Source organism: Georgenia sp. EYE_87, assembly GCF_023148685.1.
Classification (GTDB): domain Bacteria; phylum Actinomycetota; class Actinomycetes; order Actinomycetales; family Actinomycetaceae; genus Georgenia.
Window position 1 is genome coordinate 40,359 of the sequence record NZ_JAHXNL010000002.1, and the last position, 23,554, is coordinate 63,912.

Annotated in this window: 20 protein-coding genes; 11 read left to right on the forward strand and 9 right to left on the reverse strand. The window is 73.9% G+C overall.

Going from position 1 to position 23,554, the window contains the following annotated elements:
* Positions 1 to 47: 47 nt before the first annotated feature.
* Positions 48 to 1,112 (reverse strand): glycosyltransferase family 1 protein, encoded by a 1,065-nt coding sequence (locus KZX45_RS03600; RefSeq protein ID WP_248256362.1) that lies wholly within the window; start codon positions 1,110 to 1,112, stop codon positions 48 to 50.
* The gene (locus KZX45_RS03605; protein ID WP_374112531.1) at positions 1,109 to 3,898 is read right to left on the reverse strand and encodes a sodium-translocating pyrophosphatase; all 2,790 of its coding nucleotides are present in this window, start codon (positions 3,896 to 3,898) and stop codon (positions 1,109 to 1,111) included. Before KZX45_RS03605 ends, KZX45_RS03600 begins: the two co-directional genes overlap by 4 nt.
* 175 nt (positions 3,899 to 4,073) lie before the next feature.
* Between KZX45_RS03605 and KZX45_RS03610 the strand changes: the two genes are divergently transcribed.
* Positions 4,074 to 4,751, forward strand: a complete 678-nt coding sequence (locus KZX45_RS03610) for a haloacid dehalogenase type II (RefSeq protein ID WP_248256363.1) — start codon at positions 4,074 to 4,076, stop codon at positions 4,749 to 4,751.
* A 129-nt stretch (positions 4,752 to 4,880) separates the two neighbouring features.
* Positions 4,881 to 7,541 carry an ATP-dependent chaperone ClpB gene (gene clpB, locus KZX45_RS03615; RefSeq protein WP_248256364.1) on the forward strand — a complete coding sequence of 887 codons (2,661 nt, stop codon included), beginning with the start codon at positions 4,881 to 4,883 and terminating at the stop codon, positions 7,539 to 7,541.
* Positions 7,542 to 7,573: 32 nt separating this feature from the next.
* Here the strand turns inward: clpB and KZX45_RS20180 are convergent, their stop codons facing one another.
* Positions 7,574 to 9,220 carry a LuxR family transcriptional regulator gene (locus KZX45_RS20180; RefSeq protein ID WP_248256365.1) on the reverse strand — a complete coding sequence of 549 codons (1,647 nt, stop codon included), beginning with the start codon at positions 9,218 to 9,220 and terminating at the stop codon, positions 7,574 to 7,576.
* Positions 9,221 to 9,402: 182 nt separating this feature from the next.
* Here KZX45_RS20180 and KZX45_RS03625 point away from each other — a divergent pair, with 182 nt between their 5' ends.
* Entirely contained in the window at positions 9,403 to 10,203 is an 801-nt protein-coding gene (locus KZX45_RS03625; RefSeq protein ID WP_248256366.1) for a class I SAM-dependent methyltransferase, read from the forward strand.
* Positions 10,204 to 10,229: 26 nt separating this feature from the next.
* A complete protein-coding gene (locus KZX45_RS03630) occupies positions 10,230 to 11,054 on the forward strand; it encodes a serine hydrolase domain-containing protein (RefSeq protein ID WP_248256367.1) in 825 nt (274 codons plus the stop codon).
* Positions 11,055 to 11,103: 49 nt separating this feature from the next.
* On the opposite strand, the gene KZX45_RS03635 is transcribed toward KZX45_RS03630, so the two are convergent.
* The 3 genes from KZX45_RS03635 to KZX45_RS03645 form a co-directional block, all read right to left on the reverse strand.
* A complete protein-coding gene (locus tag KZX45_RS03635) occupies positions 11,104 to 11,865 on the reverse strand; it encodes a DUF4190 domain-containing protein (RefSeq protein WP_248256368.1) in 762 nt (253 codons plus the stop codon).
* A gap of 61 nt (positions 11,866 to 11,926) precedes the next feature.
* Positions 11,927 to 12,646, reverse strand: coding sequence for a hypothetical protein (locus KZX45_RS03640; RefSeq protein ID WP_248256369.1), 720 nt, complete (start codon positions 12,644 to 12,646; stop codon positions 11,927 to 11,929).
* 1 nt (position 12,647) lies between these two features.
* The gene (locus KZX45_RS03645) at positions 12,648 to 13,427 is read right to left on the reverse strand and encodes an exodeoxyribonuclease III (RefSeq protein ID WP_248256370.1); all 780 of its coding nucleotides are present in this window, start codon (positions 13,425 to 13,427) and stop codon (positions 12,648 to 12,650) included.
* A gap of 40 nt (positions 13,428 to 13,467) precedes the next feature.
* Between KZX45_RS03645 and KZX45_RS03650 the strand changes: the two genes are divergently transcribed.
* Positions 13,468 to 14,241, forward strand: a complete 774-nt coding sequence (locus KZX45_RS03650) for an SDR family oxidoreductase (RefSeq protein WP_248256371.1) — start codon at positions 13,468 to 13,470, stop codon at positions 14,239 to 14,241.
* A 19-nt stretch (positions 14,242 to 14,260) separates the two neighbouring features.
* Positions 14,261 to 14,836: an orotate phosphoribosyltransferase gene (gene pyrE / locus KZX45_RS03655; protein ID WP_248256372.1), complete on the forward strand. Its 576-nt coding sequence runs from the start codon at positions 14,261 to 14,263 to the stop codon at positions 14,834 to 14,836.
* Positions 14,837 to 14,895: 59 nt separating this feature from the next.
* Here the strand turns inward: pyrE and KZX45_RS03660 are convergent, their stop codons facing one another.
* Entirely contained in the window at positions 14,896 to 15,669 is a 774-nt protein-coding gene (locus tag KZX45_RS03660) for an HAD-IIA family hydrolase (RefSeq protein ID WP_248256373.1), read from the reverse strand.
* 238 nt (positions 15,670 to 15,907) lie between these two features.
* Here KZX45_RS03660 and KZX45_RS03665 point away from each other — a divergent pair, with 238 nt between their 5' ends.
* From KZX45_RS03665 to fbaA, 3 genes are all read left to right on the forward strand, one after another.
* Complete coding sequence (locus KZX45_RS03665) at positions 15,908 to 16,774, forward strand: hypothetical protein (protein ID WP_248256374.1); 867 nt, start codon at positions 15,908 to 15,910, stop codon at positions 16,772 to 16,774.
* Positions 16,771 to 17,430, forward strand: a complete 660-nt coding sequence (locus KZX45_RS03670; RefSeq protein WP_248256375.1) for a TrmH family RNA methyltransferase — start codon at positions 16,771 to 16,773, stop codon at positions 17,428 to 17,430. The genes KZX45_RS03665 and KZX45_RS03670 overlap by 4 nt, the downstream gene beginning before the upstream one ends.
* A gap of 105 nt (positions 17,431 to 17,535) precedes the next feature.
* Positions 17,536 to 18,558 carry a class II fructose-bisphosphate aldolase gene (gene fbaA, locus KZX45_RS03675; protein WP_248256376.1) on the forward strand — a complete coding sequence of 341 codons (1,023 nt, stop codon included), beginning with the start codon at positions 17,536 to 17,538 and terminating at the stop codon, positions 18,556 to 18,558.
* A gap of 114 nt (positions 18,559 to 18,672) precedes the next feature.
* Here fbaA and KZX45_RS03680 read toward each other — a convergent pair whose 3' ends face one another.
* Positions 18,673 to 19,089 (reverse strand): STAS domain-containing protein, encoded by a 417-nt coding sequence (locus tag KZX45_RS03680; RefSeq protein WP_248256377.1) that lies wholly within the window; start codon positions 19,087 to 19,089, stop codon positions 18,673 to 18,675.
* An 89-nt stretch (positions 19,090 to 19,178) separates the two neighbouring features.
* On the opposite strand from KZX45_RS03680, the gene KZX45_RS03685 reads away from it, so the two are divergent.
* Positions 19,179 to 21,443 carry a SpoIIE family protein phosphatase gene (locus tag KZX45_RS03685; protein WP_248256378.1) on the forward strand — a complete coding sequence of 755 codons (2,265 nt, stop codon included), beginning with the start codon at positions 19,179 to 19,181 and terminating at the stop codon, positions 21,441 to 21,443.
* A 98-nt stretch (positions 21,444 to 21,541) separates the two neighbouring features.
* On the opposite strand, the gene KZX45_RS03690 is transcribed toward KZX45_RS03685, so the two are convergent.
* On the reverse strand, positions 21,542 to 21,883 hold the full coding sequence (locus KZX45_RS03690) for an STAS domain-containing protein (protein ID WP_248256379.1): 342 nt from the start codon (positions 21,881 to 21,883) through the stop codon (positions 21,542 to 21,544).
* 261 nt (positions 21,884 to 22,144) lie between these two features.
* Here KZX45_RS03690 and KZX45_RS03695 point away from each other — a divergent pair, with 261 nt between their 5' ends.
* Positions 22,145 to 23,431 carry an adenylosuccinate synthase gene (locus KZX45_RS03695; RefSeq protein WP_248256380.1) on the forward strand — a complete coding sequence of 429 codons (1,287 nt, stop codon included), beginning with the start codon at positions 22,145 to 22,147 and terminating at the stop codon, positions 23,429 to 23,431.
* Positions 23,432 to 23,554: the final 123 nt, after the last annotated feature.

The window sequence follows — 23,554 nt, forward strand, 5'->3', positions numbered from 1 at the left end:
CGCCTCCCGCCCCGGGGCGCACGCCCAGACGCCCGCTCGCGGGGCCCTCAGGCCGCCGGGACCGCGGCGCCGACGCCGAACCACTCCTGCATCCGGGCGGTGACGGCGTGGTCGAAGGTGTCGTCGTCGTGGCGCGCCCGCAACCAGGCGGCGAAGTCGCCGCCGGCGGCCCGGTCCATCTCCGCGCGGCACGCTGCGGGGGACGTGACGGCGCGCAGGAGCATCGACTCCGCCTCGTCGGCGGTGCGGTAGGCGAAGGGGTAGCCCTCCGGCACGATCCCGTGCACCCACGGCCGGTCGGGGAAGATCCCGACGGCGCCGGCGACGAGCGCCTCGACGTACTCCAGGCCGTAGGACTCCTCCTCCGCGGTGGCGAGGAACGCCGTCGTCCTGGCCAGCGCGTCCCAGTAGGTCTCCCGGCTCGCGGTCAGCGGGCCGACCCACGCCCACTCCTTGCGGGAGAGCGCCATCGCCCGCTCGGTGACGAGGTGCGACTCGTGCAGCCGGGCCTCCACCCGGATCGGCGTCCGGGCGGCGACGCGCTCGACCACCTGGAGGAACAGGTCGGGCCGCTTGCGGTCGGAGAGGTAGATGGCCGGGTAGAGCACCACCGGCACCGGCGGCTCCTGGCGCGGCCGGACGTGGTCGAGCCGCACGCCGAGGTTGACCCACGCGATCCGGGCGCGCTCCGCGAGGCGGGGGACCGCCCACCCGGCGACCACCTCGCGCACCTCGGTGGCCGTGCGCTCCGAGTTGCAGAAGGTGGGGAAGAGCGCGCACGACAGCGCGAGCGCTGCGACGTCGACGGTACGGGTGTACCGCGAGGGGTTCCACCACACGAGGTTCATCACCTGCGGCCGCTCGCACCGGCCGGCGAGCACCTGCCACACCGCGACGGAGTCGATCACGTCCATGTTCACCACCACGGTGCGCGACCCGTCGACCTGGTCGAGCGGGACGACGTCGACCGCGCCCGGGAGCCGCTCCGGCCCGATCACCTGAGCGCCGGGGAAGACGCGCAGCAGCCGGCGCACCAGCGTCGCACCGGCGTCGTGGCCGCCGACGCGCCCGTCCTCGAGCTGGACGTCCCCGAGCCGCACCGCCACGTTCATCGCTGCTCACCCTTTCCTGCTTCGGCCCGCTGGCGGCGGGCGCGCGTCGGGCGTCCGAACGGCTCGCCCGGCCCCGCCGCGGCGGGGACGTCCCCCGGCCCGGCCGCGGGCCTCCTGCTGAGGTCGGCCGGCACGGCGTCCGCCGCGCCCGGGAAGGCGCCCTCCGGCCGGTTCGGCTCCTGGACCGCCGGGCCCTCGTCGTCGCCGAGGGAGGTGCGGATGCGCATGCCGTAGAACGAACGCAGCACGAACACCACCATGAGCGCGAAGAAGACCGCGGCGAGCGCCAGCACCAGCGTCTGCCGGCCCTGCGCCGTCAGGGAGACGGCCAGCTCGACCGCGAGCAGCCCGAACAGCGTCGTGAACTTGATGACCGGGTTCAGCGCCACGGAGGAGGTGTCCTTGAAGGGGTCGCCGACCGTGTCGCCCACGATCGTCGCGTCGTGCAGCGCCGTGCCCTTGGCGTGCAGGTCGACCTCGACGATCTTCTTGGCGTTGTCCCAGGCGCCGCCCGCGTTCGCCATGAAGATCGACTGGTACAGGCCGAAGACCGCGATCGAGATCAGGTAGCCGATGAAGAAGTAGGGCTCGAGGAACGCGAAGGCCAGGGTCGCGAAGAACACCCCGAGGAACATGTTGAGCATGCCCTTCTGGGCGTACTGGGTGCAGATCTCCACCACCCGGCGCGAGTCCTCCGCCGACGCCCGGGTGGCGCCGTCGTCGATCCGGATGGTGCGCCGGATGAACTCCAGCGCCCGGTACGCCCCGGTGGTCACGGCCTGGATGGAGGCGCCGGTGAACCAGTAGATGACCGCGCCGCCGGTGATGAGCCCGAGCAGGAACGGCGGGTGCATGAGGGAGAGCTTGTCCAGGTCCGTGGTCAGGCCGTCCGTGAGCGCCATGATGATGGAGAAGATCATCGTCGTGGCGCCGACGACGGCGGTGCCGATGAGGACGGGCTTGGCGGTGGCCTTGAAGGTGTTGCCGGCGCCGTCGTTCTCCTCGAGCATCTGCTTGCCACGCTCCCACCGGACGTCGAAGCCGTGCTCGCGGCGGATCTCCTCCTCCACGCCGTCGATCTCCTCGATCATGGACAGCTCGTAGACGCTCTGGGCGTTGTCGGTGACGGGGCCGTAGGAGTCGACCGCGATGGTCACCGGGCCCATGCTCAGGAAGCCGAAGGCGACCAGGCCGAAGGCGAAGACCGCCGGGGCCACCATGAGCGCGTCCAGGCCCTGCTGGCTCACCAGGTACGCGCCGCCGGTCAGGCCGACGACGGCCATCCCGAGCCAGAAGGCGGAGAAGTTGCCCGCGACCAGCCCGGAGAGGATGTTCAGCGACGCCCCGCCCTGCCGCGAGCTCTTGACCACCTCACGCACGTGCCGGCTGCCCGTGGAGGTGAACACCCGCACCAGCTCCGGGATGAGCGCCCCGGCCACCGTGCCGAGGGAGACGATCGTGGCGAGGCGCCACCAGAGCCCGTCGGGCGTGCTGGGCGCCAGGACGGCCCAGGTCACGGCGTAGGTCGCCGCGACGGACAGGACCGACGTCAGCCGGACCAGCGCCGTCAGCGGCGTCTCGAAGTCGAGCCGGTCGGCGCGGGTGAAGGTCGCGCGCGTGACGGCGTCGTTGACGAGGTAGGAGACCCCGGAGGTGATCACCATGGCGATGCGCACGGTGAAGATCCAGACCAGGAGGATCGCCTGGACGGCCGGGTCGTCCACGGCCAGCAGCACGAAGGTCACCAGGGCGACGCCGGTGACGCCGTACGTCTCGAAGCCGTCGGCGCTGGGCCCCACGGAGTCGCCGGCGTTGTCGCCGGTGCAGTCGGCGATCACGCCGGGGTTGCGGGCGTCGTCCTCCTTGATCTTGAAGGCGATCTTCATCAGGTCGGAGCCGATGTCGGCGATCTTGGTGAAGATCCCGCCGGCGATGCGCAGGACCGCCGCGCCGAGGGACTCGCCGATCGCGAACCCGATGAAGCAGGCCCCGGCGATGTCGGCGGGCAGGAGCAGCAGGATGATCAGCATGGTGCCGAGCTCGAGGCTGATGAGGACCATGCCGATCGACATGCCCGACCTCATCGGGATGCGGTGCACGGGCAGCGGCCGCCCGGCGAGCGAGGCGAACGCGGTGCGCGAGTTAGCCAGCGTGTTCACCCGGATCCCGAACCACGCCACCGAGTAGGACCCCGCCATCCCCACCAGGCTGAACGCGACGACGATCGCCACCTTGCCCCACGGCATGGCGACCAGGACGCCGAAGTACGTGACGATCACCGCGGCGATGAACGTCCACAGCAGGACGAGGAAGCGTCCCTGCTGGACGAGGTACGCCTTGCACGTGGTGTAGATCAGCTCGGCTACCTCCCGCATGGACGGGTGGTCGGGCAGGCGGCGCAGCTGGACGGAGGCCACCAGCCCGGAGGCGAGCCCGATCGCGCACACCGCGAGGCCCAGCCAGAGCACCGTGGTCCCGGGGATCCCGCCGAGCACGGTGGTGGCGCCGAGGTCGGGCAGCACCAGGTCGATCTCGCCCCGGTGGTCCGCGTCGGTCCCGCCGGCCGACGTGGTCCTCGCGCACCCGGCGAGCAGGGCGAGCAGGGCGAGGAGGCCGACGGCGGCCGCCGGTGCCCGCAGGCGACGGACCCGGCCGGGCGGGGCGCCTCCGGGGCGTCCGCCGGTCGTCGAGACTGTCCTCGGCCCCCCGCTGCTCCGCGGCCCTGCGCTCACGATGACCTCGCTGTCGGTGTCTCGACGCCGGAGGTCGCCGACGTCGTCGTCCACCTCCGACGCTACGACCCGGCCGGGTCCCGGAACCGAGACCTTCGGCCCGCCGGGCCCTCGGCGCCCGTGCCCGCAGGCTCGGGGGCCGGCGAGGTCCTGGGAACGCGTCGAGCCGGGCGCTTGCCGGCCGCGGAGCGCCGACCGATAGTGGGGAGACCAGCACGGGGAGGACGCGATGAGGCCCTCGGTCATCGTCTTCGACGTCAACGAGACCCTGTCGGACATGTCGCCGATGGGCGAGCGGTTCGCGGAGGTGGGAGCCCCGGCCGAGCTCGCCAAGCTGTGGTTCGCCGCTCTGCTGCGCGACGGCTTCGCTCTCGCCGCGACCGGCCAGAACGTCCCCTTCGCCGACGTCGCCGCGGAGGTGCTGCGCCCGCTGCTGCGGGCGGCCGGCGTGACCGGGGACGGCGCGGTCCGGCAGATCCTTGGCGCCATGGCCTCGCTGGAGCTCCACCCGGACGTCGCCGAGGGCGTGCGGACGCTGGCGGCCCGGGGGTACCGCCTGCTCACGCTGACGAACGGGTCCGCGCAGGTGGCGGAGAAGCTGCTGACCGGCGCCGGGCTCCGGGAGCTCTTCGACTCCCTCCTGTCCGTGGAGGACGCCCCGGCGTGGAAGCCCGCGCGGGCGGCGTACGAGCACGCCGCCACGGTCAGCGGGACGGCGCCGGAGGAGATGGTCCTCGTCGCCGTCCATCCCTGGGACATCCACGGTGCGGCCCGCGCCGGCATGCGCACCGCCTGGATCGACCGGGCGGGCACCACCTACCCGGGGCACTTCACCGCCCCCGACCACACCGTGACCGCGGTGACCGACCTCCCCGCAGCCCTGGCCGACCGCGCCCCTGCCGCCTGACGCCGGCGGACGGGCCCGCCCCTCACCGTGAGCCCCCACCGGGGCGCGCGATGCAGCCTTGAGCGGAATAGACTCAACTTTGCCGCGGTTGAGATCGGCAGCACCCCTTGAACGAACCCCGGAGGTCCCATGGACACCAAGCTCACCACCAAGTCGCAGGAGGCGATCGCCTCCGCGATCCAGGCCGCCTCGACCGCGGGCAACCCGCAGCTCGAGCCGGTCCACGTCCTCGCCGCCCTGCTCGAGCAGGAGGGCGGGGTCGCCGTCGCCCTGCTCGACGCGGTCGGCGCGGACCGTGCCGCGATCACCCAGCGGGTCAGGGCGGCGCTCGCCACCCTGCCCGGCGCGTCGGGGTCCTCCGTCGCCCAGCCGCAGACCTCCCGCCCGACGATGACGATGATCACCGACGCCGGGAACGAGGCGAAGGCGCTCGGCGACGAGTACGTCTCCACCGAGCACCTGCTGATCGCGCTCGCCTCCTCGACCAGCCCGGCCGGGGAGATCCTGCGCTCCGCCGGCGCGGACCGCGAGGGCCTGCTCGCGGCGCTGCCGAGCGTCCGCGGCTCCGCCAAGGTCACCTCGCCGGACCCCGAGGGCACGTTCAAGGCCCTGGAGAAGTACGGCAACGACCTCACCGCCGCCGCCCGCGACGGCAAGCTCGACCCCGTCATCGGCCGCGACGCCGAGATCCGCCGCGTCGTCCAGGTGCTCTCCCGGCGCACCAAGAACAACCCCGTCCTCATCGGCGAGCCCGGCGTCGGCAAGACCGCCGTCGTCGAGGGCCTCGCCCAGCGCATCGTCGACGGCGACGTCCCCGAGTCCCTGCGCGGCAAGCGCCTCATCGCGCTCGACCTCGCCGGCATGGTGGCCGGCGCCAAGTACCGCGGCGAGTTCGAGGAGCGCCTCAAGGCCGTCCTGCAGGAGATCAAGGACTCCGACGGCGAGATCGTCACCTTCATCGACGAGCTGCACACCGTCGTCGGCGCCGGGGCGGCCGAGGGGTCCATGGACGCGGGCAACATGCTCAAGCCCATGCTGGCCCGCGGCGAGCTGCGCCTGGTCGGCGCCACGACCCTGGACGAGTACCGCGAGCGGATCGAGAAGGACCCCGCGCTGGAGCGCCGCTTCCAGCAGGTCTTCGTCGGCGAGCCGTCCGTGGAGGACACCGTCGCGATCCTGCGCGGCATCGCCCCGAAGTACGAGGCGCACCACCAGGTGACGATCTCCGACGGCGCCCTCGTGGCCGCCGCGACGCTCTCGGACCGCTACATCACCGGCCGGCAGCTGCCCGACAAGGCCATCGACCTCGTGGACGAGGCCGCGTCGCGGCTCCGCATGGAGCTCGACTCCTCCCCGGAGGAGATCGACGCGCTGCGCCGGCAGGTGGACCGCCTGAAGATGGAGGAGGCCTACCTCACCGAGTCCGAGGACGCCGACGACGAGGCCGCCCAGGAGCGGCTCGAGAAGCTCCGGGCCGAGCTGGCCGACCGCTCCGAGGCGCTCGCCTCCCTGACCGCACGGTGGGAGCAGGAGAAAGCCAGCCACAACCGGGTCGGTGACCTGAAGTCGCGCCTGGACGCCCTGCGCACCGAGGCCGAGAAGGCCCAGCGCGAGGGCGACCTCGAGCGGGCCTCCCGCCTGCTCTACGGCGAGATCCCCGGCGTCGAGCGGGAGATCGCCGCGGCCGAGGCCGCCGAGGCGGCCGCGAAGGAGACCGAGCGGCAGGCCCCGATGATCGCCGACCGCGTCTCCGCGGAGGAGGTCGCGGAGGTCGTGGCCGCGTGGACCGGGATCCCCGTGGGACGCCTGCTCCAGGGCGAGACGGAGAAGCTCCTCCACATGGAGGACGTCATCGGCCAGCGCCTCATCGGGCAGCGGAACGCGGTGCGGTCCGTCGCGGACGCCGTCCGGCGCAGCCGCGCCGGCGTCTCCGACCCGGACCGGCCGACCGGTTCGTTCCTGTTCCTCGGCCCCACCGGCGTGGGCAAGACGGAGCTGGCGAAGTCCCTGGCGGACTTCCTCTTCGACGACGAGCGGGCGATGATCCGCATCGACATGTCGGAGTACTCCGAGAAGCACTCGGTGGCCCGGCTCGTCGGCGCCCCTCCCGGGTACGTCGGCTACGAGGAGGGCGGCCAGCTCACGGAGTCCGTGCGCCGTCGGCCCTACTCGGTCGTGCTGCTGGACGAGGTGGAGAAGGCCCACCCCGAGGTCTTCGACATCCTCCTGCAGGTGCTCGACGACGGCCGCCTCACCGACGGCCAGGGCCGCACGGTGGACTTCCGGAACACGATCCTCGTGCTGACCTCCAACCTCGGCTCGCAGTTCCTCGTGGACCAGTCGCTGCCGGAGGCGGCCAAGCGCGAGGCGGTCATGCACGCGGTGCGGACGAGCTTCAAGCCGGAGTTCCTCAACCGGCTGGACGACATCGTCCTGTTCGACGCGCTCACCGTGGACGAGCTGGGCTCGATCGTCGACCTGCAGGTCGACCGGCTGGCCCGCCGGCTCTCCGACCGCCGGGTGCGCCTGGAGGTCACCGACGCGGCCCGCGAGTGGCTGGCGCTGGAGGGCTTCGACCCCGCGTACGGCGCCCGGCCGCTGCGCCGCCTGGTCCAGCGGGAGATCGGCGACCAGCTCGCGAAGATGCTGCTCGGCGCGGAGGTGCACGACGGCGACACCGTCGTGGTCGACCGGCCGGACCTCGAGTCCGCCGCGGCGTTCGGCGAGGCGGGCGGCGCCGGCGAGCAGGGGCTCGTCCTGACCGTGCGCGCGGAGCAGCCCGTCGCGTGACGGGACGGCGGGACCGGGTCGGGCCGGCGGGGTCAGACCCCGGCGGGCCCGACCGGCTCCCGCGTCCTGGCCGACACCGCGGCCGCCTCCGCACGGGTCCGCACGCCGAGCTTCGTCAGGATGCTGCTCACGTGGTGGGCGACCGTCTTCCGGCTGATGTAGAGCCGCGCGGCGATCTCCGGGTTGCTGAGCCCGTGCTCGAGCAGCCGCAGCACCTCTCGCTCCCGCGGGCTGAGCACCGCGGCCGCACGGACGCCCTCGCCGACGTGCACGCCCAGGCGGCGCAGCAGCGCCGCCGCCCGGTCGGCGTCCGACCGGGCGCCGAGACGCCGGAACGAGGCGAGGGCCCGCGTCGCCTCGGTGCGGGCGAGACCGGGGCCGGAGGCGTGGCGGGCGGCGGACAGCTGCGCCCGGGCCGCCTCCCAGGGCATGGCGAGGCGCTCGAACGCCGCGGCGGCGTCCAGCAGGAGCGCCACGGCGGCCGTTCCGTCGCCCTCCGCCGCGGCCACCTCGCCGGCGACCAGGTCGGCGAACGCGGCGGCGCAGGGCACCTCGGCCCGTGCGGCGACCTCACGCAGCCGCCCGGCGGCCGCCCGGAGCGGCGGGAGATCGTCCAGCTCGGCGTGCGCCGCCGCGACGACCGCGAGCGCGGCCACCCTCGTTCTCGGCGTGCCCCGGCGGACGAGGTACGGCTCGAGCAGGGACACCGCCGCCTCCGGACGCCCCAGCGCGAGCTCCAGCCGGGCCAGGGTCGGGGTCCCGATCCGCACCTCGGGGTAGGCGTGCACCAGCGCGACGGCGTCGTCCGGCCGCCCGCGGCGCACCTGCAGCTCGACGAGGCCGGTCAGCGCGTCCTGGAGCGGACCCTGGCCCACCCGCGACGACATCACCAGGGCGCAGCGCAGCTCGGCCTCGGCCTCGTCCCACCGTCCCGCGCCCACGAGGACGTTGCCGTAGTGGGCGCGGCAGCGTGCGTAGAGGAACGGGCACCCGTAGGTGCGCATGAACCGGTCCGCGGCGCGGCACCACTGGGTCGCCCGGGCGAGGTCGCCCACGACCTGCGTCGCCGCGAGCATCGAGCAGGTGGTCCAGACGACGGTCTCCGGCCGCCGGTGCTCGCCCGCGACCGTGCCCGCCATCGCCTCGTCCAGCAGCCGCATGCCGTCCCGGACACGGCCGCCCTCGACGAGCGTGAGACCCAGGTCGCCCAGCGCGACGAGCTCGAGATCGGCGTCCGGTGCGGCCCGTGCGTCGTCGAGGGCGCGGCGCATCAGCGTCTCCCGGCCCTCCCCGGCCGGCGCGGTGTAGCCCCTCATGAGCGTGACCCACCCGCGCGCGGCCGCGTCGGCGGGGTCGGTGAGCCGCTCGGCGCGAGCCAGCCAGCCCTGGGCCGCCGCGGGGTTGTCGAGGTCGACGAGGCTGCTGACGCACAGGTCGACGGCGACGGCCGCCGCGGCCGCCGCGGCCCCGTCGCGGCGGTAGCCCACGTAGGCCTGCTCCCGGCGCCGGACGCTCTCGGCCACCTCGCCGAGCCACCACAGCGTGCGTGCCAGGCACTCCAGCACAGCGGGGGCCGGCTCTGCCTCTGCCTCGGCCGCCCCCTCGAGCACTGCGCGCGCGTCCTCCCACCGCCCCGCCGCCATGGCGGCGCGACCCGAGTCCAGCGCCGCGGACCGCACCCTCCCATCATGCGCGCACGGCGTTCCCGCGTGCCACCGGCTGTCGGCGCCGGGCTCGGGGACGCCTGGGCCGGCGGATGGGTCACCTGACCGATGCGCTCCCGGTCCGAGGCCGACCATCCTGGTCCCGACGGACCGCGCCCCCGCGGGCCCGGGGGCGGGACGACCGGAGGAGGCACGTCATGACCGAGACGTTCCAGATCTCGCCGGCGCAGGCGGAGGTCTACGAGACGCTCTTCGTCCCCGCGCTCTTCGGCCAGTGGGCTCCCCTCGTGGTCGAGGCGGCCGCACTCTCGCCCGGCAAGCGCGTGCTCGACGTCGCCTGCGGCACCGGCGTGGTCGCCCGGACGGCCGCCGCCCGCGTCGGGCCGGGCGGGACGGTGGTGGGCGTCGACCTGAACCAGGCCATGCTCGACGTCGCGGCGCGGGTCGCCCCGGACCTCACCTGGCTCCAGGGGGACGTCGCCGCGCTGCCCTTCCCGGACGGCTCGTTCGACGCCGTCCTGTGCCAGTCGTCGCTGATGTTCTTCCCCGACCGGGCCGCCGCCGTCGCGCAGATGGCGCGCGTGACCGCGCCGGACGGCCGCGTCGTCGTCCAGACCTATGCCCCGCTGGACCAGCAGCCCGGCTACGGCCCGTTCGTCGACGTCGTCGCCCGCCACGCAGGCGACGACGCCCGCACCCTGCTCGGTGCCTACTGGTCCGCGGGGGACGCCGGTGAGCTCCGCCGTCTGGCGGAGGGCGCGGGCCTTCGGGTCCTCGGCGTCGACTCGCCCACGGGGGTCGCCCGCTTCCCGTCGGTGGCATCCGTGGTGGACACCGAGGTCCGGGCCACGCCCCTCGGGGACCGGCTGAGCGAGGAGTCCCTCGACCGGATCACGGCCGACGCTGAGGCGGCGCTCGGCCGGTTCCGCACCGGGCGCGGCGACGTCGAGCTGCCGCTGTGCGCCCGCGTCCTTGTCGCGCAGCGCCGGGAGGAGTGACCCGCGCGGCGTGGCAGGCTTGAGCGGTGGACACCTTCGGATCGCTGCAGGACCTGGACTTTCCCGTCGGCGTGGTGGTGAGCGACGCGGACGGCGTCCTCGACACCTACGGCGACACCTCGACGCCTTATCACTGGGCATCGGTGACCAAGCTGCTCTCGGCGACGGCGACCCTGGTCGCCGTCGAGCGCGGCATGGTCGCCCTGGACGACCCGGCCGGTCCGGAGGGGGCCACGGTCCGCCACCTCCTCGCCCACGCCTCGGGCGTCCCGTTCGACTCGGGCGCCACCCTGTCCGCCCCGGGGCGGCGGCGCGTGTACTCCAACCTCGGGATCGAGCTGCTCGCGGAGCACGTCGCGGAGGCCGTCGGGCGGGACTTCGACACGTGGGTCGAGGAGACGGTGATCGCGCCGCTCGGCATGTCGACCGTCCTCATGGAGGGCTCGCCGGCGGCCGGGGCCACGGGCAGCGCCGACGACCTCGGCGCGCTGGGCCGCGAGCTGCTGCGGCCGACCCTCGTGGGACCGGAGCTGTTCGCCGAGGCGACCACCGTCGTCTTCCCCGGGCTCTCGGGCGTGCTGCCGGGCTTCGGGCGGCAGGAGAACAACGACTGGGGCCTCGGCTTCGAGATCCGCGACCACAAGTCCCCGCACTGGACGGGGGCCAGCTCCTCCCCGCGGACGTTCGGCCACTTCGGCCAGCGCGGCAGCTTCCTGTGGGTCGACCCCGACGCCGGCCTGGCCACCGCGTTCCTCGGCGCCAGGCCGTTCGGCGAGTGGGCGGCCCGGGTGTGGCCGCGGCTGACCGACGACATCCTCGCCGCCCGGTCCGGGTCCCACCTGGAGCGGTGAGGCCGACACGTCTCGCCGGTAGGGGTCGGGACGGGGTGCGGCCGGGCGGTCAGCGGGTCTGCAGGGTGCCCTCGGTGATGCTGCCCGCCATGTTGCGGCCTGAGAGGTCGAGCGCGACGCAGCGGGCGAAGGTGACGCCCTCGTTCCAGGCGGCGGAGTCGGGGACGACGACGGAGACGACGATGTCCGAGACGTCGGCGGAGGGCGGGACCAGGGCGTCGGCCGCGTCCAGGCACAGCGACTCCGCGGCCTCGACGACGCCGTTCTCGCCCGGGTAGGGGCCGTCGCCGAGGTCGACCTCGGCGTAGACCTCGGCCTGGTGCCACTCGGCGCAGTCGATCAGCGTGACGACGGGCTGGGCGGCGTCGGCCTCGAGGGCGCACTCGCCCACCGCCATGGAGCCGATCGGCACCTGGCTCCCGCTCCCCGCGCCCTCCGGGCGCTGGTCCGGACCGACGGTGGAGAGCGCGGCCGCCGTGGCCGCGAGGATGAACAGCGTCAGGGCCAGCGTGGACAGCCCGCCGACGATCATCGCGGCGACGCCGTACCCGGTCGGTCCGTCGCCGCGGCGGGCCTGCAGGAAGGAGATGATCCCGAGCGCGACGCCCATCGGCCCGAGGAGCACCCCCACCGGGATCCCGGCGATGCCGACGGCGCGGCCGGCCGTCGTCGAGACGGGGCGCGGGGGAGCGGAGTTGTAGGGCTGGCCGGAGCCGAAGTACTGCCCGAAGGGGTGTGCGGTCTCCGCGGGTCCGGGCAGGTGCTGCGGACCGGACGGTCCGCCGTGTCCCTGCCCCCACGAAGACGTCATGGCGGCAACCCTACCGACGCCCGCTCGCGTGCCGCCCGGGGCGCCGGGCGGGGGGCCAGGGTCAGTTGACCAGGTCGGTCTGCACTGGCGTCGGCCACTCCACCAGGCACACGACCGGCGAGGTGCCGGACGCCGGCACGAGGGCGACGACCTCGACGTCCTCGCCCCTGGTGCCCGTCGCCGCCGCGGCGTCCTGGCACAGCAGCCGCGCGTCCGCATGGGCCTCCTCCGGCCGAGCGGCCTCCCGCGTGAGCGCGCCGACGTGGACGACCTGCGCCGTGTGGGGGTCGGCGCACGGCACCAGGCTCACCCGGCGCACCTCGCCGCCCGCGGGCAGGTTGCGCACGCAGTTGCCCTCCCGCAGGTGCGCCGACGCCATCCCGACCGGTTCGGGGACGTCCCCGTCGAGCGCCGGCCCGCGCAGCAGGCTCACCCCCGCCGCCACGGCGACCACCGACCAGGCCAGGCCCAGCACGAGACCGACGACGGCGAGCGGCCGCCCCGGACGACCGCCCCGGCCCGTCCGGCGGATGCCCAGGACGCCGAGCACCGCCGCGACCGGCCCGGCGGGCAGCACCCCGGTGACCAGCGCGGCCACGCTGACGGGGTCCGTGCGGGCGAGGCCGGGGGCGACGAGGCCCACACCGCCGGTAGCGCCGGCGGGCGCCGTGCGCGGGGCGTGCGCGGCTCCGCCCGGTGCGGCCCAGGGCGCCTCCTGCGGCCACGCGCCCTGGGACCGGTCGACCGGCGGGGGCGCGTCGGGCAGCTGGTTGCCGCTCATCTCAGTCGACGTCCACGATCACCGGCACATGGTCGGAGGCGCCCTTGCCCTTGCGCTCGTCCCGGTCGATCTGCGCCCCCACCACGTGCGCGGCGAGCTGCGGGGACGCCTGGACGAAGTCGATCCGCATGCCCTCGTTCCGCGGGAAGCGCAGCCGCTGGTAGTCCCAGTACGTGTACTGGTCCACGTAGGCCCGCGTCACCTCGGTGAACCCGACGTCCTCGAACGCGCGGAACGCCTCACGCTCCGGCGGGGAGACGTGCGTGGCGCCGTCGAAGACGGAGATGTCCCAGACGTCCTCGTCGCGCGGCGCGATGTTCCAGTCGCCCACCAGCGCGATGCGTGCGTCCGGGTCGGACCGGAGCCAGGTGCCCGCGGCCTCGCGCAGGGCGGCGAGCCACTGAAGCTTGTACTCGTAGTGCGGGTCGTGCAGCACCCGGCCGTTGGGGACGTACAGGCTCCACACCCGCACGCCGGCGCACGTCACGCCGAGCGCCCGCGCCTCCGCGCCGGCGGGGTCGCCCCAGGTGGGCATGCCCTCGAAGGCCGTCTCGACGTCGGAGACCCCCACCCGGGAGGCGACGGCGACGCCGTTCCACTGGTTGTACCCGTGGTGCACCACCTCGTAGCCGGCCGCCTGGAACGCCAGGTGGGGGAACTGGTCCTCACGGCACTTCGTCTCCTGCATGGCGAGCACGTCGGTCCCGGACCGCTCGAGGAACGCCAGCACCCGGTCGACCCTCGTCCGGATGGAGTTCACGTTCCACGTCGCCAGCCTCATGGACGAGAACGCTACCGGTGGCGGCCCCTACTCTGGCCGCATGGGAACAGCCCTCGTCACCGGCGCCAGCTCGGGGATCGGACTCGAGCTGGCGTGGCAGCTCGCCGCCGCCCGGCACCACCTCGTGCTCGTCGCCCGCACCGCGGACCGGCTCGAGAAGGTCGCCCACCAGATCCGCTCGGCGGCCGGGGTGGACGTCGAGGTGCTGCCCGCCGACCTCGCGACGGCGGAGGGCCGCGACGTCGTCGTCGACCGTCTGCGGCAGGACCACCGGCCCGTCGGGCTGCTGGTCAACAACGCGGGCTTCGGCCTCGGGCAGCACCTGCTGGGCGGGGACCTCGCCCGTGAGGAGCGGGCGCTGGAGGTCATGGTCCGCTCGGTGCTGGTGCTCTCGAAGGCGGCGGCCGAGGCGATGGTCGCCCGCGGGCGCGGGGCGATCCTCAACGTCTCCTCGATGTCCGCCTTCACGACCATGGGCACCTACGCGGCGCACAAGGCGTGGGCGGTGACGTTCACCGAGGCGCTCGCGGGCGAGCTCGACGGCACCGGGGTGACCGCGACGGTGCTGTGCCCCGGGCTGGTGCGCACGGAGTTCCACGCGAACGCCGGTCTCGACGCCTCCACGTGGCCGCGCGCCGCCTGGGTCGGCGTGGACAAGGTCGCCACGGACGCGCTGCGCGCGGTGCGCCGCGGGCAGGTGCTCGTCACCCCCTCGCTGCGCTACGCCGCGGCGGGGGCGGCGCTGCGGCTCGCGCCGCGCCGGCTCGTGCGCGCGGTGGCCGGGCCCGCCACCAGCGCCCGCGCGATCACCTGACGCCGTTAGGCTGGCCGCCGTGAGCACCCCCAACGACACCCCGCGCGCACGCCTGGCGCAGCTGGTCCGCGAGCTGGCCGTCGTCCGCGGCGAGGTGACCCTCGCCTCCGGCCTGACCTCCGACTTCTACGTGGACATGCGCCGCGCGACCCTCCACCACGCGGCCGCGCCGCTCATCGGGCACGTGATGCTGGACATGCTGGAGGAGGCCGGGTTCGGCGCCGGCGAGATCGACGCCGTCGGCGGGCTGACCATGGGGGCGGACCCGGTGGCGACGGCGATCCTGCACGCCGCCGCGTCGCGCGGCCTGGACGTCGACGCCTTCGTGGTGCGCAAGGAGGCCAAGGGCCACGGCATGCGCCGGCGGGTCGAGGGCCCCGACGTCGCCGGCCGGCGCGTCGTCGTCCTCGAGGACACCTCGACCACGGGCGGCAGCCCGCTGACGGCCATCGAGGCGCTGCGTGAGGCCGGCGCGGAGGTGGCGGCCGTCGCGGTCGTCGTCGACCGTGACACCGGGGCCCGGGAGGCCATCGAGTCGGCGGCGGACGTGCCCTACCTGGCCGCTCTCGGGCTCGCCGACCTCGGCCTCGGCTGACCTCGTCCTCCCGGCCCGAACGGTGCCGAGGAGTCAGCGGGCGGCCGGCACGGACGGGCTCAGACCAGGTCGACGAGGTCCGCGATGGAGGCCCGCACCTCGCTGGGCCGGAAGGGGTACTTCTCGACGTCCGACTCCGTCGTCGAGCCGGTGAGCACCAGGTAGGTGCGCAGCCCGGCCTCCATGCCGGCCAGGATGTCGGTGTCCATCCGGTCCCCGACCATCGCCGTGTTCTCCGAGTGGGCGTCGATGCGGTTGAGGGCGGCCCGGATCATCACCGGGTTGGGTTTGCCGACGAAGTAGGGGGTGCGGCCGGTCGCCTTGGTGATCATGGCCGCGACGGCGCCGGTCGCCGGGAGCGGCCCCTCGCTTGAGGGGCCGGTCGCGTCCGGGTTGGTCGCGATGAAGCGCGCGCCGTCCCGGATGAGGCGGATGGCCCGGGTGATCGCGGAGAAGGAGTACGTCCGGGTCTCGCCGAGGATCACGTAGTCGGGGTTCGTGTCGGTGAGGATGTAGCCGCTCTCGTGCAGCGCCGTCGTCAGACCGGCCTCGCCGATCACGTAGGCCCGCCCGCCCGGCATCTGCTGGGACACGAACGTCGCCGTCGCGAGGGCAGACGTCCAGATGCGCTCCTCCGGGACGGCGAAGCCGGAGGCGGCGAGGCGGGCGGAGAGGTCGCGCGGGGTGAAGATCGAGTTGTTGGTGAGCACCAGGTAGGGGCGCTCGAGCTCGGTGAGCCGCGCGATGAAGTCGGCGGCACCGGGCAGGGCGACCCCCTCGTGGACGAGCACCCCGTCCATGTCCGTCAGCCAGTTCTCGATCTGCCCGCTCATCGCATCTCCCGGTCCGCTCGGCCCGGGCGTCGCGCCCGGGCCTTCACGGTTCGACCTTACCGAGGATGGCGGCGACGACCGCCGGGGCGGCGCCCAGGGCTCCGCAGACCGGTGGCGCCGAGGGTGAGGTATCCCATTCAGCCCGGCGGGCGGCTGGTCTCCGCGGCACCGTGCCGATTTCCACGCCGCGGGCCGGCCCCGCGCGCTACCGTTCACCGGACCGCCGAGGGAGGAAATCATGAGTGGTGCCGGAACGCCGGAGCCGACGGCGCAGGCCCCGTCCGGCAACGGGCAGGATTCGTCCGGCTACGGGGCGTACGTCCCCGGTCGCAGCGGCCGGCCCGAGGGGACCCCCGGCCCGGCCACGCCGTACGGACCCGCCGGGCACACCCTCCCGGGAGCGGCCCCCAGGTACGCGGCTCAGCAGCATCCCTACGGGTACGCCGGGCAGCAGTTTCCCGGCGCCGGGCCGTTCGCGGGCGCCGGCCGCGGGCAGCAGGTGACGCAGCTGCGGCGCGGACCGGACGGCACAGCCGTGCTGCGGCCGAGCCGGAGCCAGCTGTGGCGCTCGGCCGGTGCGATCTCGCCGGTGTTCCTGGTCGCGGCCGCGTTCTCGGTCCTCCGCCGTGGACTGCCCGGGCTCGCGATCGCGGGCGTCGTCCTGGCGGTGTGCGTGGTGCTCCTGGCCCTCCACCTGCGACGGTCACGGATCGTCGTGACACCGCTGCGCGTCGAACGCACGCGCCTCCTGGGCACGACGTCCTTTGCCCTCGCGGACGTCGGTCAGGTGCTGCTCTTCCCGTTCCGGCCGCCGGGCGGCGCGGACCGCGGCACCTACCTCACCACGCTGGTCCGCGACCGTGCCGGCCGCCGGCTCCTGATGATCCGCTCCGACATGTGGGACCCGCAGGACGTTGTCGCCCTCGCCGGCTCCCTCGGCGTGACCCCGGCCCGGACGGAGCGGGCCCTGTCGCCGCGTGAGGTCGAGGCCGCCTTCCCCGGCACGATCCCGTTCGCCCAGCGCCACCCCGTGCCGGCCGCCTTCCTCCTCACGGTCGCCATCGTGATCGTGGCCGGCGCCGCCGTCGTCCTGATGAACCTGTGACCGGCGCGAGCGCCGACGACGGGGGCGAGGTCGGCGTCGGGCCATGGCCGGGCGGCCCCGCGGCGTGGCCCGACGACCCGCGGTACGACCCCGAGCTCCTGCGCGACGGCGACCGCCGCAACGTGGTGGACCGCTACCGGTACTGGACCGTCGAGGCGATCGTCGCGGACATCGACACGCGACGGCACCCCTTGCACGTCGCGGTCGAGAACTTCGCGCACGACATGAACATCGGCTCCGTGGTGCGCACGGCCAACGCCTTCGCCGTCGCCGAGGTGCACATCGTCGGGCGGCGCCGCTGGAACCGTCGCGGCGCCATGGTCACCGACCGGTACCAGCACCTGCGCCACCACGGCGACGTCGCCTCCCTGCTCGCCTGGGCCGCCGAGCGCGGGCTGCCGGTGCTCGGCATCGACAACGTCCCCGGCTCCGTCCCGATCGAGGGGCGCGCGCTGCCCCGCGAGGCGCTCATGGTGTTCGGGTCGGAGTCCACGGGCCTGTCCGCCGAGGCGCGGGCGGGCTGCGACGCGATCCTCCACATCAGCCAGCACGGCTCCACCCGCTCCATCAACGCCGGCGCGGCGGCCGCCGTCGCCATGCACGCCTGGATGCTCCAGCACGCCCGGCCCACCGACGAGGCCGGGAACCCGCTCTGAGTCCACGGTGTGAGGCCCCTCACCCGGGACGACGGGCTTAGGCAACGGCCCGGGGAGATGGAATGATCGAGCACGTACCGATTCGTCGAGCACAGGAGACCTGACGTGCCCATCGCAACCCCCGAGTCCTACGCCGAGATGATCGACCGCGCGAAGGCCGGCCGCTTCGCGTACCCCGCCATCAACGTCACCTCGTCGCAGACGATCACCGCGGCGCTGCGCGGCTTCGCCGAGGCCGAGAGCGACGGCATCCTCCAGGTCTCCGTCGGCGGCGGCGAGTACGCCTCCGGCTCCACCGTGAAGGACCGCGTCGCGGGCACCCGCGCGCTGGCGGCCTACGCCAAGGAGGTCGCGAACGGCTACGGCATCACCGTCGCGCTCCACACCGACCACTGCGTCAAGGAGAACCTCGACTCCTGGGTGAAGCCGCTGCTCGCCCTTGAGGCCGAGGAGGTCGCCGCCGGCCAGCTCCCCACCTTCCAGTCGCACATGTTCGACGGCTCCACCGTGCCGCTTGACGAGAACCTCGTCATCGCCGAGGAGCTCCTCGAACTCTCCCAGAAGGCCCGCACCATCCTCGAGATCGAGATCGGCGTCGTCGGCGGCGAGGAGGACGGTCACGAGGCCGAGATCAACGAGAAGCTCTACACCACCGCCGAGGACGGCCTCGCCACCGTGCGGGCCCTCGGCACCGGCGAGAAGGGCCGCTACCTCACCGCCCTGACCTTCGGCAACGTCCACGGCGTCTACAAGCCCGGCGCGGTCAAGCTGCGTCCGGAGCTGCTGGGCCAGATCCAGGAGGCCGTCGGCAAGGAGGTCGGCAAGGACAGCCCGTTCGACCTCGTCTTCCACGGCGGCTCGGGCTCGACCGCCGAGGAGATCGCCCTCGCGGTCGACAACGGCGTCATCAAGATGAACATCGACACCGACACCCAGTACGCCTTCACCCGCCCCGTCGTGGACCACATGTTCAAGAACTACGACGGCGTGCTGAAGATCGACGGCGAGGTCGGCAACAAGAAGCAGTACGACCCGCGCGCCTGGGGCAAGGCCGCCGAGGCCGGCATGGCCCAGCGCGTCGTCGAGGCGTGCCAGCAGCTGCGCTCGGCCGGCCAGAAGATGGCCTGACCGGCACCGCCCGAGCACGAGGGCCCGGCCTCCCCGAGGGGAGCCGGGCCCTTTCCTCGTGCTCGTGAGCAGGGGCTGTCGGGGACTCCGCCGCCTGACGACGGCGGGTGCAGGTCAGGCGGCGGGGTCGGGCTCCGGGGTCGACTCGGCCGGGAAGCCCGGGTCGGAGTCGAGGACGTCGACGACCTCGCCGATCCGGGTCACCTCGAGCAGGAACCGCACGACGTCGGGCGGCTGGATGAGCGTCAGGCGCCCGGGCGTGCGGTGGGCGAGGCGGGCCAGCATCGAGACCCCGGAGGAGTCCATGAACGTCACGTGCCGTGCGTCGATCTCCACCGGCAGGCCGACGCGCTCCGCGTCGGTCACGGCCTCCGTCAGCTCGGCGCCGAGCGTCGCGTCGACCTCTCCCGAGAGGACGAGTCGCGTCCGTTCCCGTGAGACCATCACGTGGACCGACCCGGTCTCGGACGTCACCGGGGTGGTGCCGGCACCCTTCTCCGGGCGGGGTGGTTCCTGCGTCACCTCGTGCACCGCTCATCCTCTCGCCGCATGACGGTCAACATATGCGTCCCGCCGGTTCGCGGGGCATCGTAGGGAACGCTAGACGATCGGAGACGCTGATGGGCAATTCCGCCCCACCCACCGCGGGTGTCGGAGAGGACGACGCGCTCGTCCTGCCGGCCCCCGAGCCCACGGGCGACCTGCTGGCGGCCAACGCCGCCCTGACCGTGCTGCGCCAGCTCCCGGACGGTGTGATCGTGGTCGCCCAGCATGCGGACGGGGCGTGGCGGGTACTGATGGCGAACGACGCCGCCGTGGAGCTGTCGGGCATCAGCCGCACCCGCCTGCTCCAGGGGGGCTCGGAGCTGCTCCGGCTCACCGGCATCGACGAGAAGGGCGCCCGTGAGCTCGCCGAGGCGTTCGCCGGCGGGCGGGCGACGAGGGTGACGGCTCTGGTGGGCCGGACCGACGGCAGGCGGCTGTGGGCGGAGCTGGACCTGAGCCCGCTCGACGTGCCGGCCTCCGACTGGAAGCTGTGGGCCGCGGTCGTCCGGGACGTCTCCGCCCAGGTCGAGAATGCCAAGCTCGAGCAGGTCCGCCTCGACATCGAGCGCCGGGCACGCCTGGCCCTGAGCATCGTCGCCCGCGTCTCCGACCTCCTCCAGGAGCCCGACTCCGCCGACGTGCTGCGCGCCATCGCCGACCTCGTGACCCGCCAGGTGGTGGCGTGGAGCGGGTTCTTCGTGCTCGGTCGCGAGCTCGAGGAGGTCGACGCGATCGTCGACCACCCCGACGTCCGCCGTCGCCGCGTCTCCGCCGAGGATCTCGCCCAGGACCCGGTGCTCGACCTGCTCGAGGGCACCACGATGCGCACGGTGCGTCTCGAGCCCGGCGAGACCGGGGTGGAAGGCACCGTCACCGCCGAGCTGCTGGAGCGGCTGCGCCCCCGGCTGGACGAGATGGCCAGCGCCGAGGGCAGCGTCCTGGTGCTGCCGGTTCTCGGGCGTCAGCGCACGCTGGCCCTGTTCGTCGCCCTCCCGCACCGCGGGCCGACGGCGGCGCGGATCTCCGGCGTGCCGGACCTCGGGGTGGGCGAGGAGGCGATCGCGATCCTGCCCGACGAGGTCGGGACCGTGCTGGAGCTCGTGGCGCGCCGGGTCGGCATGGCCATGGACAACGCACAGCTGTACGTGCGCGAGCACACGCTCGCCGAGACGCTGCAGCGCTCGATGCTGCCCGAGCAGGCGGACGTACCGGGCCTGGACGTGTGGACGTACTACGCGCCCAACGTCGAGCACGCCCAGGTGGGCGGTGACTGGTACGACGTGGTGCACCTCGACGAGGAGACCGTCGCGGTGGTCATCGGCGACGTGGTGGGTCACGACGTGGAGGCGGCCGCCGCGATGGGTCAGCTCCGCTCCGTCGTGCGCGCCTACGCCCAGGAGCTCGTGGACCCGGGCACCGTGCTGGGCCGGGTGGACAGCCTGGTCACGGGCATGCGCATCCCACGCACCGCCTCCCTGGTCTACGCCACTCTGTCGCGGCGGGGCGAGGACGCCTGGGACCTGGCCTACTCCAGGGCGGGCCACCTGCCCGCACTGCTGGTCCGCGGCGAGGAGGTCACCACGCTCGACGGCGCGGGCGGACCGCTCATCGGCTTCGGCGGCACCGGCCGGGCCACCGCCCGGGCGGAGGTCCTGCCGGGCGACGTGCTCGTGTTCTACACCGACGGTCTGGTCGAGCGCCGCGACCGCGGCATGCGCGAGGGGCTCGAGGCGCTGGTCGAGCTCTCCTCCGCCGTGCAGGCCCCCGACGCCGCCGGTGTCGGCGAGGAGCTCCTCCAGCTCGCCGACGCCCCCGAGGACGACGTCGCCGTCGTCGTCATCCGCGTCCCGGGCGGCCAGGACGAGAGCCACGACGGCGCGGCCCCCCGCCGTCGTCGCTGGCAGCTCCCGGCCGACGCCGCCTCGATCGGCCGCGCCCGCCACGCGGTGCGCCGGGCGTGCGAGGCATGGGGCATCACCGACATCGGGGCGGCAGAGCTCGTCATCTCCGAGCTCATGGCCAACGCCGTCATGCACGGCTGGGGCCGGATCGGCCTGCGGCTGCAGGCCACCGGCGACGGTCTGCGCATGGAGGTCGAGGACGCCAACCCCGCGCCGCCGGTGACCCGGGAGCACCACGCCTCCAGGGTCGGAGGGTTCGGCATGCACATCGTCGACCGGCTGGCGGACTGGGGGTGGCGGCCCGCCGGTGGCGGGAAGGTGGTGTGGGCGCGACTGCGCACGGAGCCCGCCAAGGCCGAGAGCGGCAAGGAGGCAGAGATCGCCCTCAGCGAGCCCGGCAGGGAGGAGGCTGCCGGCAAGGACCCGGCGGGGGACTGACCCGGCGGGGACCCAGCCAGGGGACCGACCGCCCGGGACTGATCCAGCGGTGGGCTGACCGCCCGGGACCGACCCGCTGCGGATCGGCCCTCTCGGGCTCAGGCGGAGAGCTGGTTCCGCTCGACGTTGCACCGGTGCTGGTCGTCGATCCGGAACATGTCCAGCGCCCCGCACACCTCGAGCACGAACAGCTCGCGCTCGCTCGCCCCGCGCAGCACCGTCGCCCCGCCGCGGCGGGCGGACGCGTCGGCCAGCGCCATGAGGAAGGCCGCACCGGTGGAGTCCATGAAGGTCACCCGGCAGAGGTCCAGCACGAGGAGCTGACGGCGGAGGCCGCTGACCCGGGCGGTGACCTCGGGGAACCGCTCCCGCTCCGCGAGGTCGAGGTCTCCCTCGATCGTCACGGCCGCCGAGGTTGCGGATGCCGAGATCTCGATCATGCGTGTCTTCCTCCGGGGGTGCCGCGGCGCTTCGGACGGGCGGCTTCGGACGTGATCGACGGTAACCCGCGACGTCCGGGAGTGCACCTCGGCGTCACAATCCAGACATATCGGGACACCGGGCGGCGGGCACGGGCCGACGCTGGCGCGGACGGCGGCGCGCGCGGGCGCCGTCGCGGACGGAAAGGCCGGGCGCGCGGGGGCGCTGTAGCCTCTTGGGGGCGCCGACCGGCGTCGGGAGCAGCGAGAGGATTCAGCGAGATGCCAGCCGTGGTGGTCGTCGGGGCGCAGTGGGGCGACGAGGGCAAGGGCAAGGCGACCGACCAGCTCAGCTCACGCGTCGACTACGTCGTGAAGTTCAACGGCGGCAACAACGCCGGTCACACGGTGGTGGTCGGGGACGAGAAGTACGCGCTGCACCTGCTGCCCTCCGGGATCCTGTCACCCGGGTGCGTGCCCGTGATCGGCAACGGCGTCGTCGTCGACCTCGAGGTCCTCTTCCAGGAGATCGACGGCCTCGAGGCTCGCGGGGTGGACACCTCCAAGCTGCTCGTCTCCGCCAACGCGCACATCATCCCGTCCTACAACCGCACGCTCGACAAGGTCACCGAGCGCTTCCTCGGCAAGCGGCAGATCGGCACCACCGGCCGCGGGATCGGCCCGACCTACGCGGACAAGATGAGCCGCGTGGGCCTGCGCATCCAGGACCTCTTCGACGCCTCGATCCTGCGCCAGAAGGTCGAGGGCGCCCTGGCGCAGAAGAACCAGCTGCTCGTGAAGGTCTTCAACCGCCGCGCCGTCGACGTCGACGAGATCACGGAGGAGCTGCTCTCCTACGCCGAGCGCGTGCGCCCGATGGTCGCCGACTCGTCCCTCGTGCTCAACCGCGCCCTCGACCAGGGGCAGACCATCGTCTTCGAGGCCGGCCAGGCCACCATGCTCGACGTCGACCACGGCACCTACCCGTTCGTCACCTCGTCCTCCGCGACGGCGGCCGGCGCCTGCACTGGCTCCGGCATCGGCCCCACGCGCATCGACCGGGTGGTCGGCGTGCTCAAGGCCTACACCACCCGCGTGGGCGAGGGGCCGTTCCCCACGGAGCTGCACGACGACATGGGCGAGCGGCTGCGCTCGGTGGGTGGGGAGTACGGCACCACGACCGGCCGGCCGCGCCGCACGGGCTGGTACGACGCCGTCGTCGCCCGCTACGCCTCCCGCGTCAACGGGCTCACCGACCTGGTCATGACGAAGCTCGACGTCCTCACCGGCCTCGAGCGGATCCCGGTCTGCGTGGCCTACGACGTCGACGGTGTCCGCCACGACGAGATGCCGGCGGACCAGTCCTCGTTCCACCACGCGGTGCCGATCTACGAGGAGCTCGAGGGCTGGACCGAGGACATCAGCGGCGCCCGTGCCTTCGAGGACCTGCCGCCGAGCGCCCAGCGCTACGTGCTCGCGATCGAGGAGATGAGCGGGTGCCGCATCTCCTCGGTCGGCGTCGGGCCCGACCGGGACGCCACCATCGTCCGTCACGACCTGCTCGACTGATTTGTCGCCTGTCTGCGCACGGTGAGGCGCCGCCCGGCTGACTGCCTGGCGGCGCCCTGTCGGTGATGCGGGGCGGGCTGCCCGGCGTCGCGTCGTCGGCGATGCCGCGCGGGCTGCGGGAAC

What these genes read in the sequence shown, in the direction of transcription:
- KZX45_RS03635 (WP_248256368.1), bottom strand. Translation starts at nt 11,865, where the DNA reads ATGACGTCTTCGTGGGGGCAGGGACACGGCGGACCGTCCGGTCCGCAG.
- KZX45_RS03650 (WP_248256371.1), top strand. Translation starts at nt 13,468, where the DNA reads ATGGGAACAGCCCTCGTCACCGGCGCCAGCTCGGGGATCGGACTCGAG.
- KZX45_RS03645 (WP_248256370.1), bottom strand. Translation starts at nt 13,427, where the DNA reads ATGAGGCTGGCGACGTGGAACGTGAACTCCATCCGGACGAGGGTCGAC.
- KZX45_RS03660 (WP_248256373.1), bottom strand. Translation starts at nt 15,669, where the DNA reads ATGAGCGGGCAGATCGAGAACTGGCTGACGGACATGGACGGGGTGCTC.
- KZX45_RS03665 (WP_248256374.1), top strand. Translation starts at nt 15,908, where the DNA reads ATGAGTGGTGCCGGAACGCCGGAGCCGACGGCGCAGGCCCCGTCCGGC.
- KZX45_RS03690 (WP_248256379.1), bottom strand. Translation starts at nt 21,883, where the DNA reads ATGATCGAGATCTCGGCATCCGCAACCTCGGCGGCCGTGACGATCGAG.
- KZX45_RS03610 (WP_248256363.1), top strand. Translation starts at nt 4,074, where the DNA reads ATGAGGCCCTCGGTCATCGTCTTCGACGTCAACGAGACCCTGTCGGAC.
- KZX45_RS03600 (WP_248256362.1), bottom strand. Translation starts at nt 1,112, where the DNA reads ATGAACGTGGCGGTGCGGCTCGGGGACGTCCAGCTCGAGGACGGGCGC.
- KZX45_RS03685 (WP_248256378.1), top strand. Translation starts at nt 19,179, where the DNA reads ATGGGCAATTCCGCCCCACCCACCGCGGGTGTCGGAGAGGACGACGCG.
- KZX45_RS03695 (WP_248256380.1), top strand. Translation starts at nt 22,145, where the DNA reads ATGCCAGCCGTGGTGGTCGTCGGGGCGCAGTGGGGCGACGAGGGCAAG.
- KZX45_RS03625 (WP_248256366.1), top strand. Translation starts at nt 9,403, where the DNA reads ATGACCGAGACGTTCCAGATCTCGCCGGCGCAGGCGGAGGTCTACGAG.
- clpB (WP_248256364.1), top strand. Translation starts at nt 4,881, where the DNA reads ATGGACACCAAGCTCACCACCAAGTCGCAGGAGGCGATCGCCTCCGCG.
- KZX45_RS03640 (WP_248256369.1), bottom strand. Translation starts at nt 12,646, where the DNA reads ATGAGCGGCAACCAGCTGCCCGACGCGCCCCCGCCGGTCGACCGGTCC.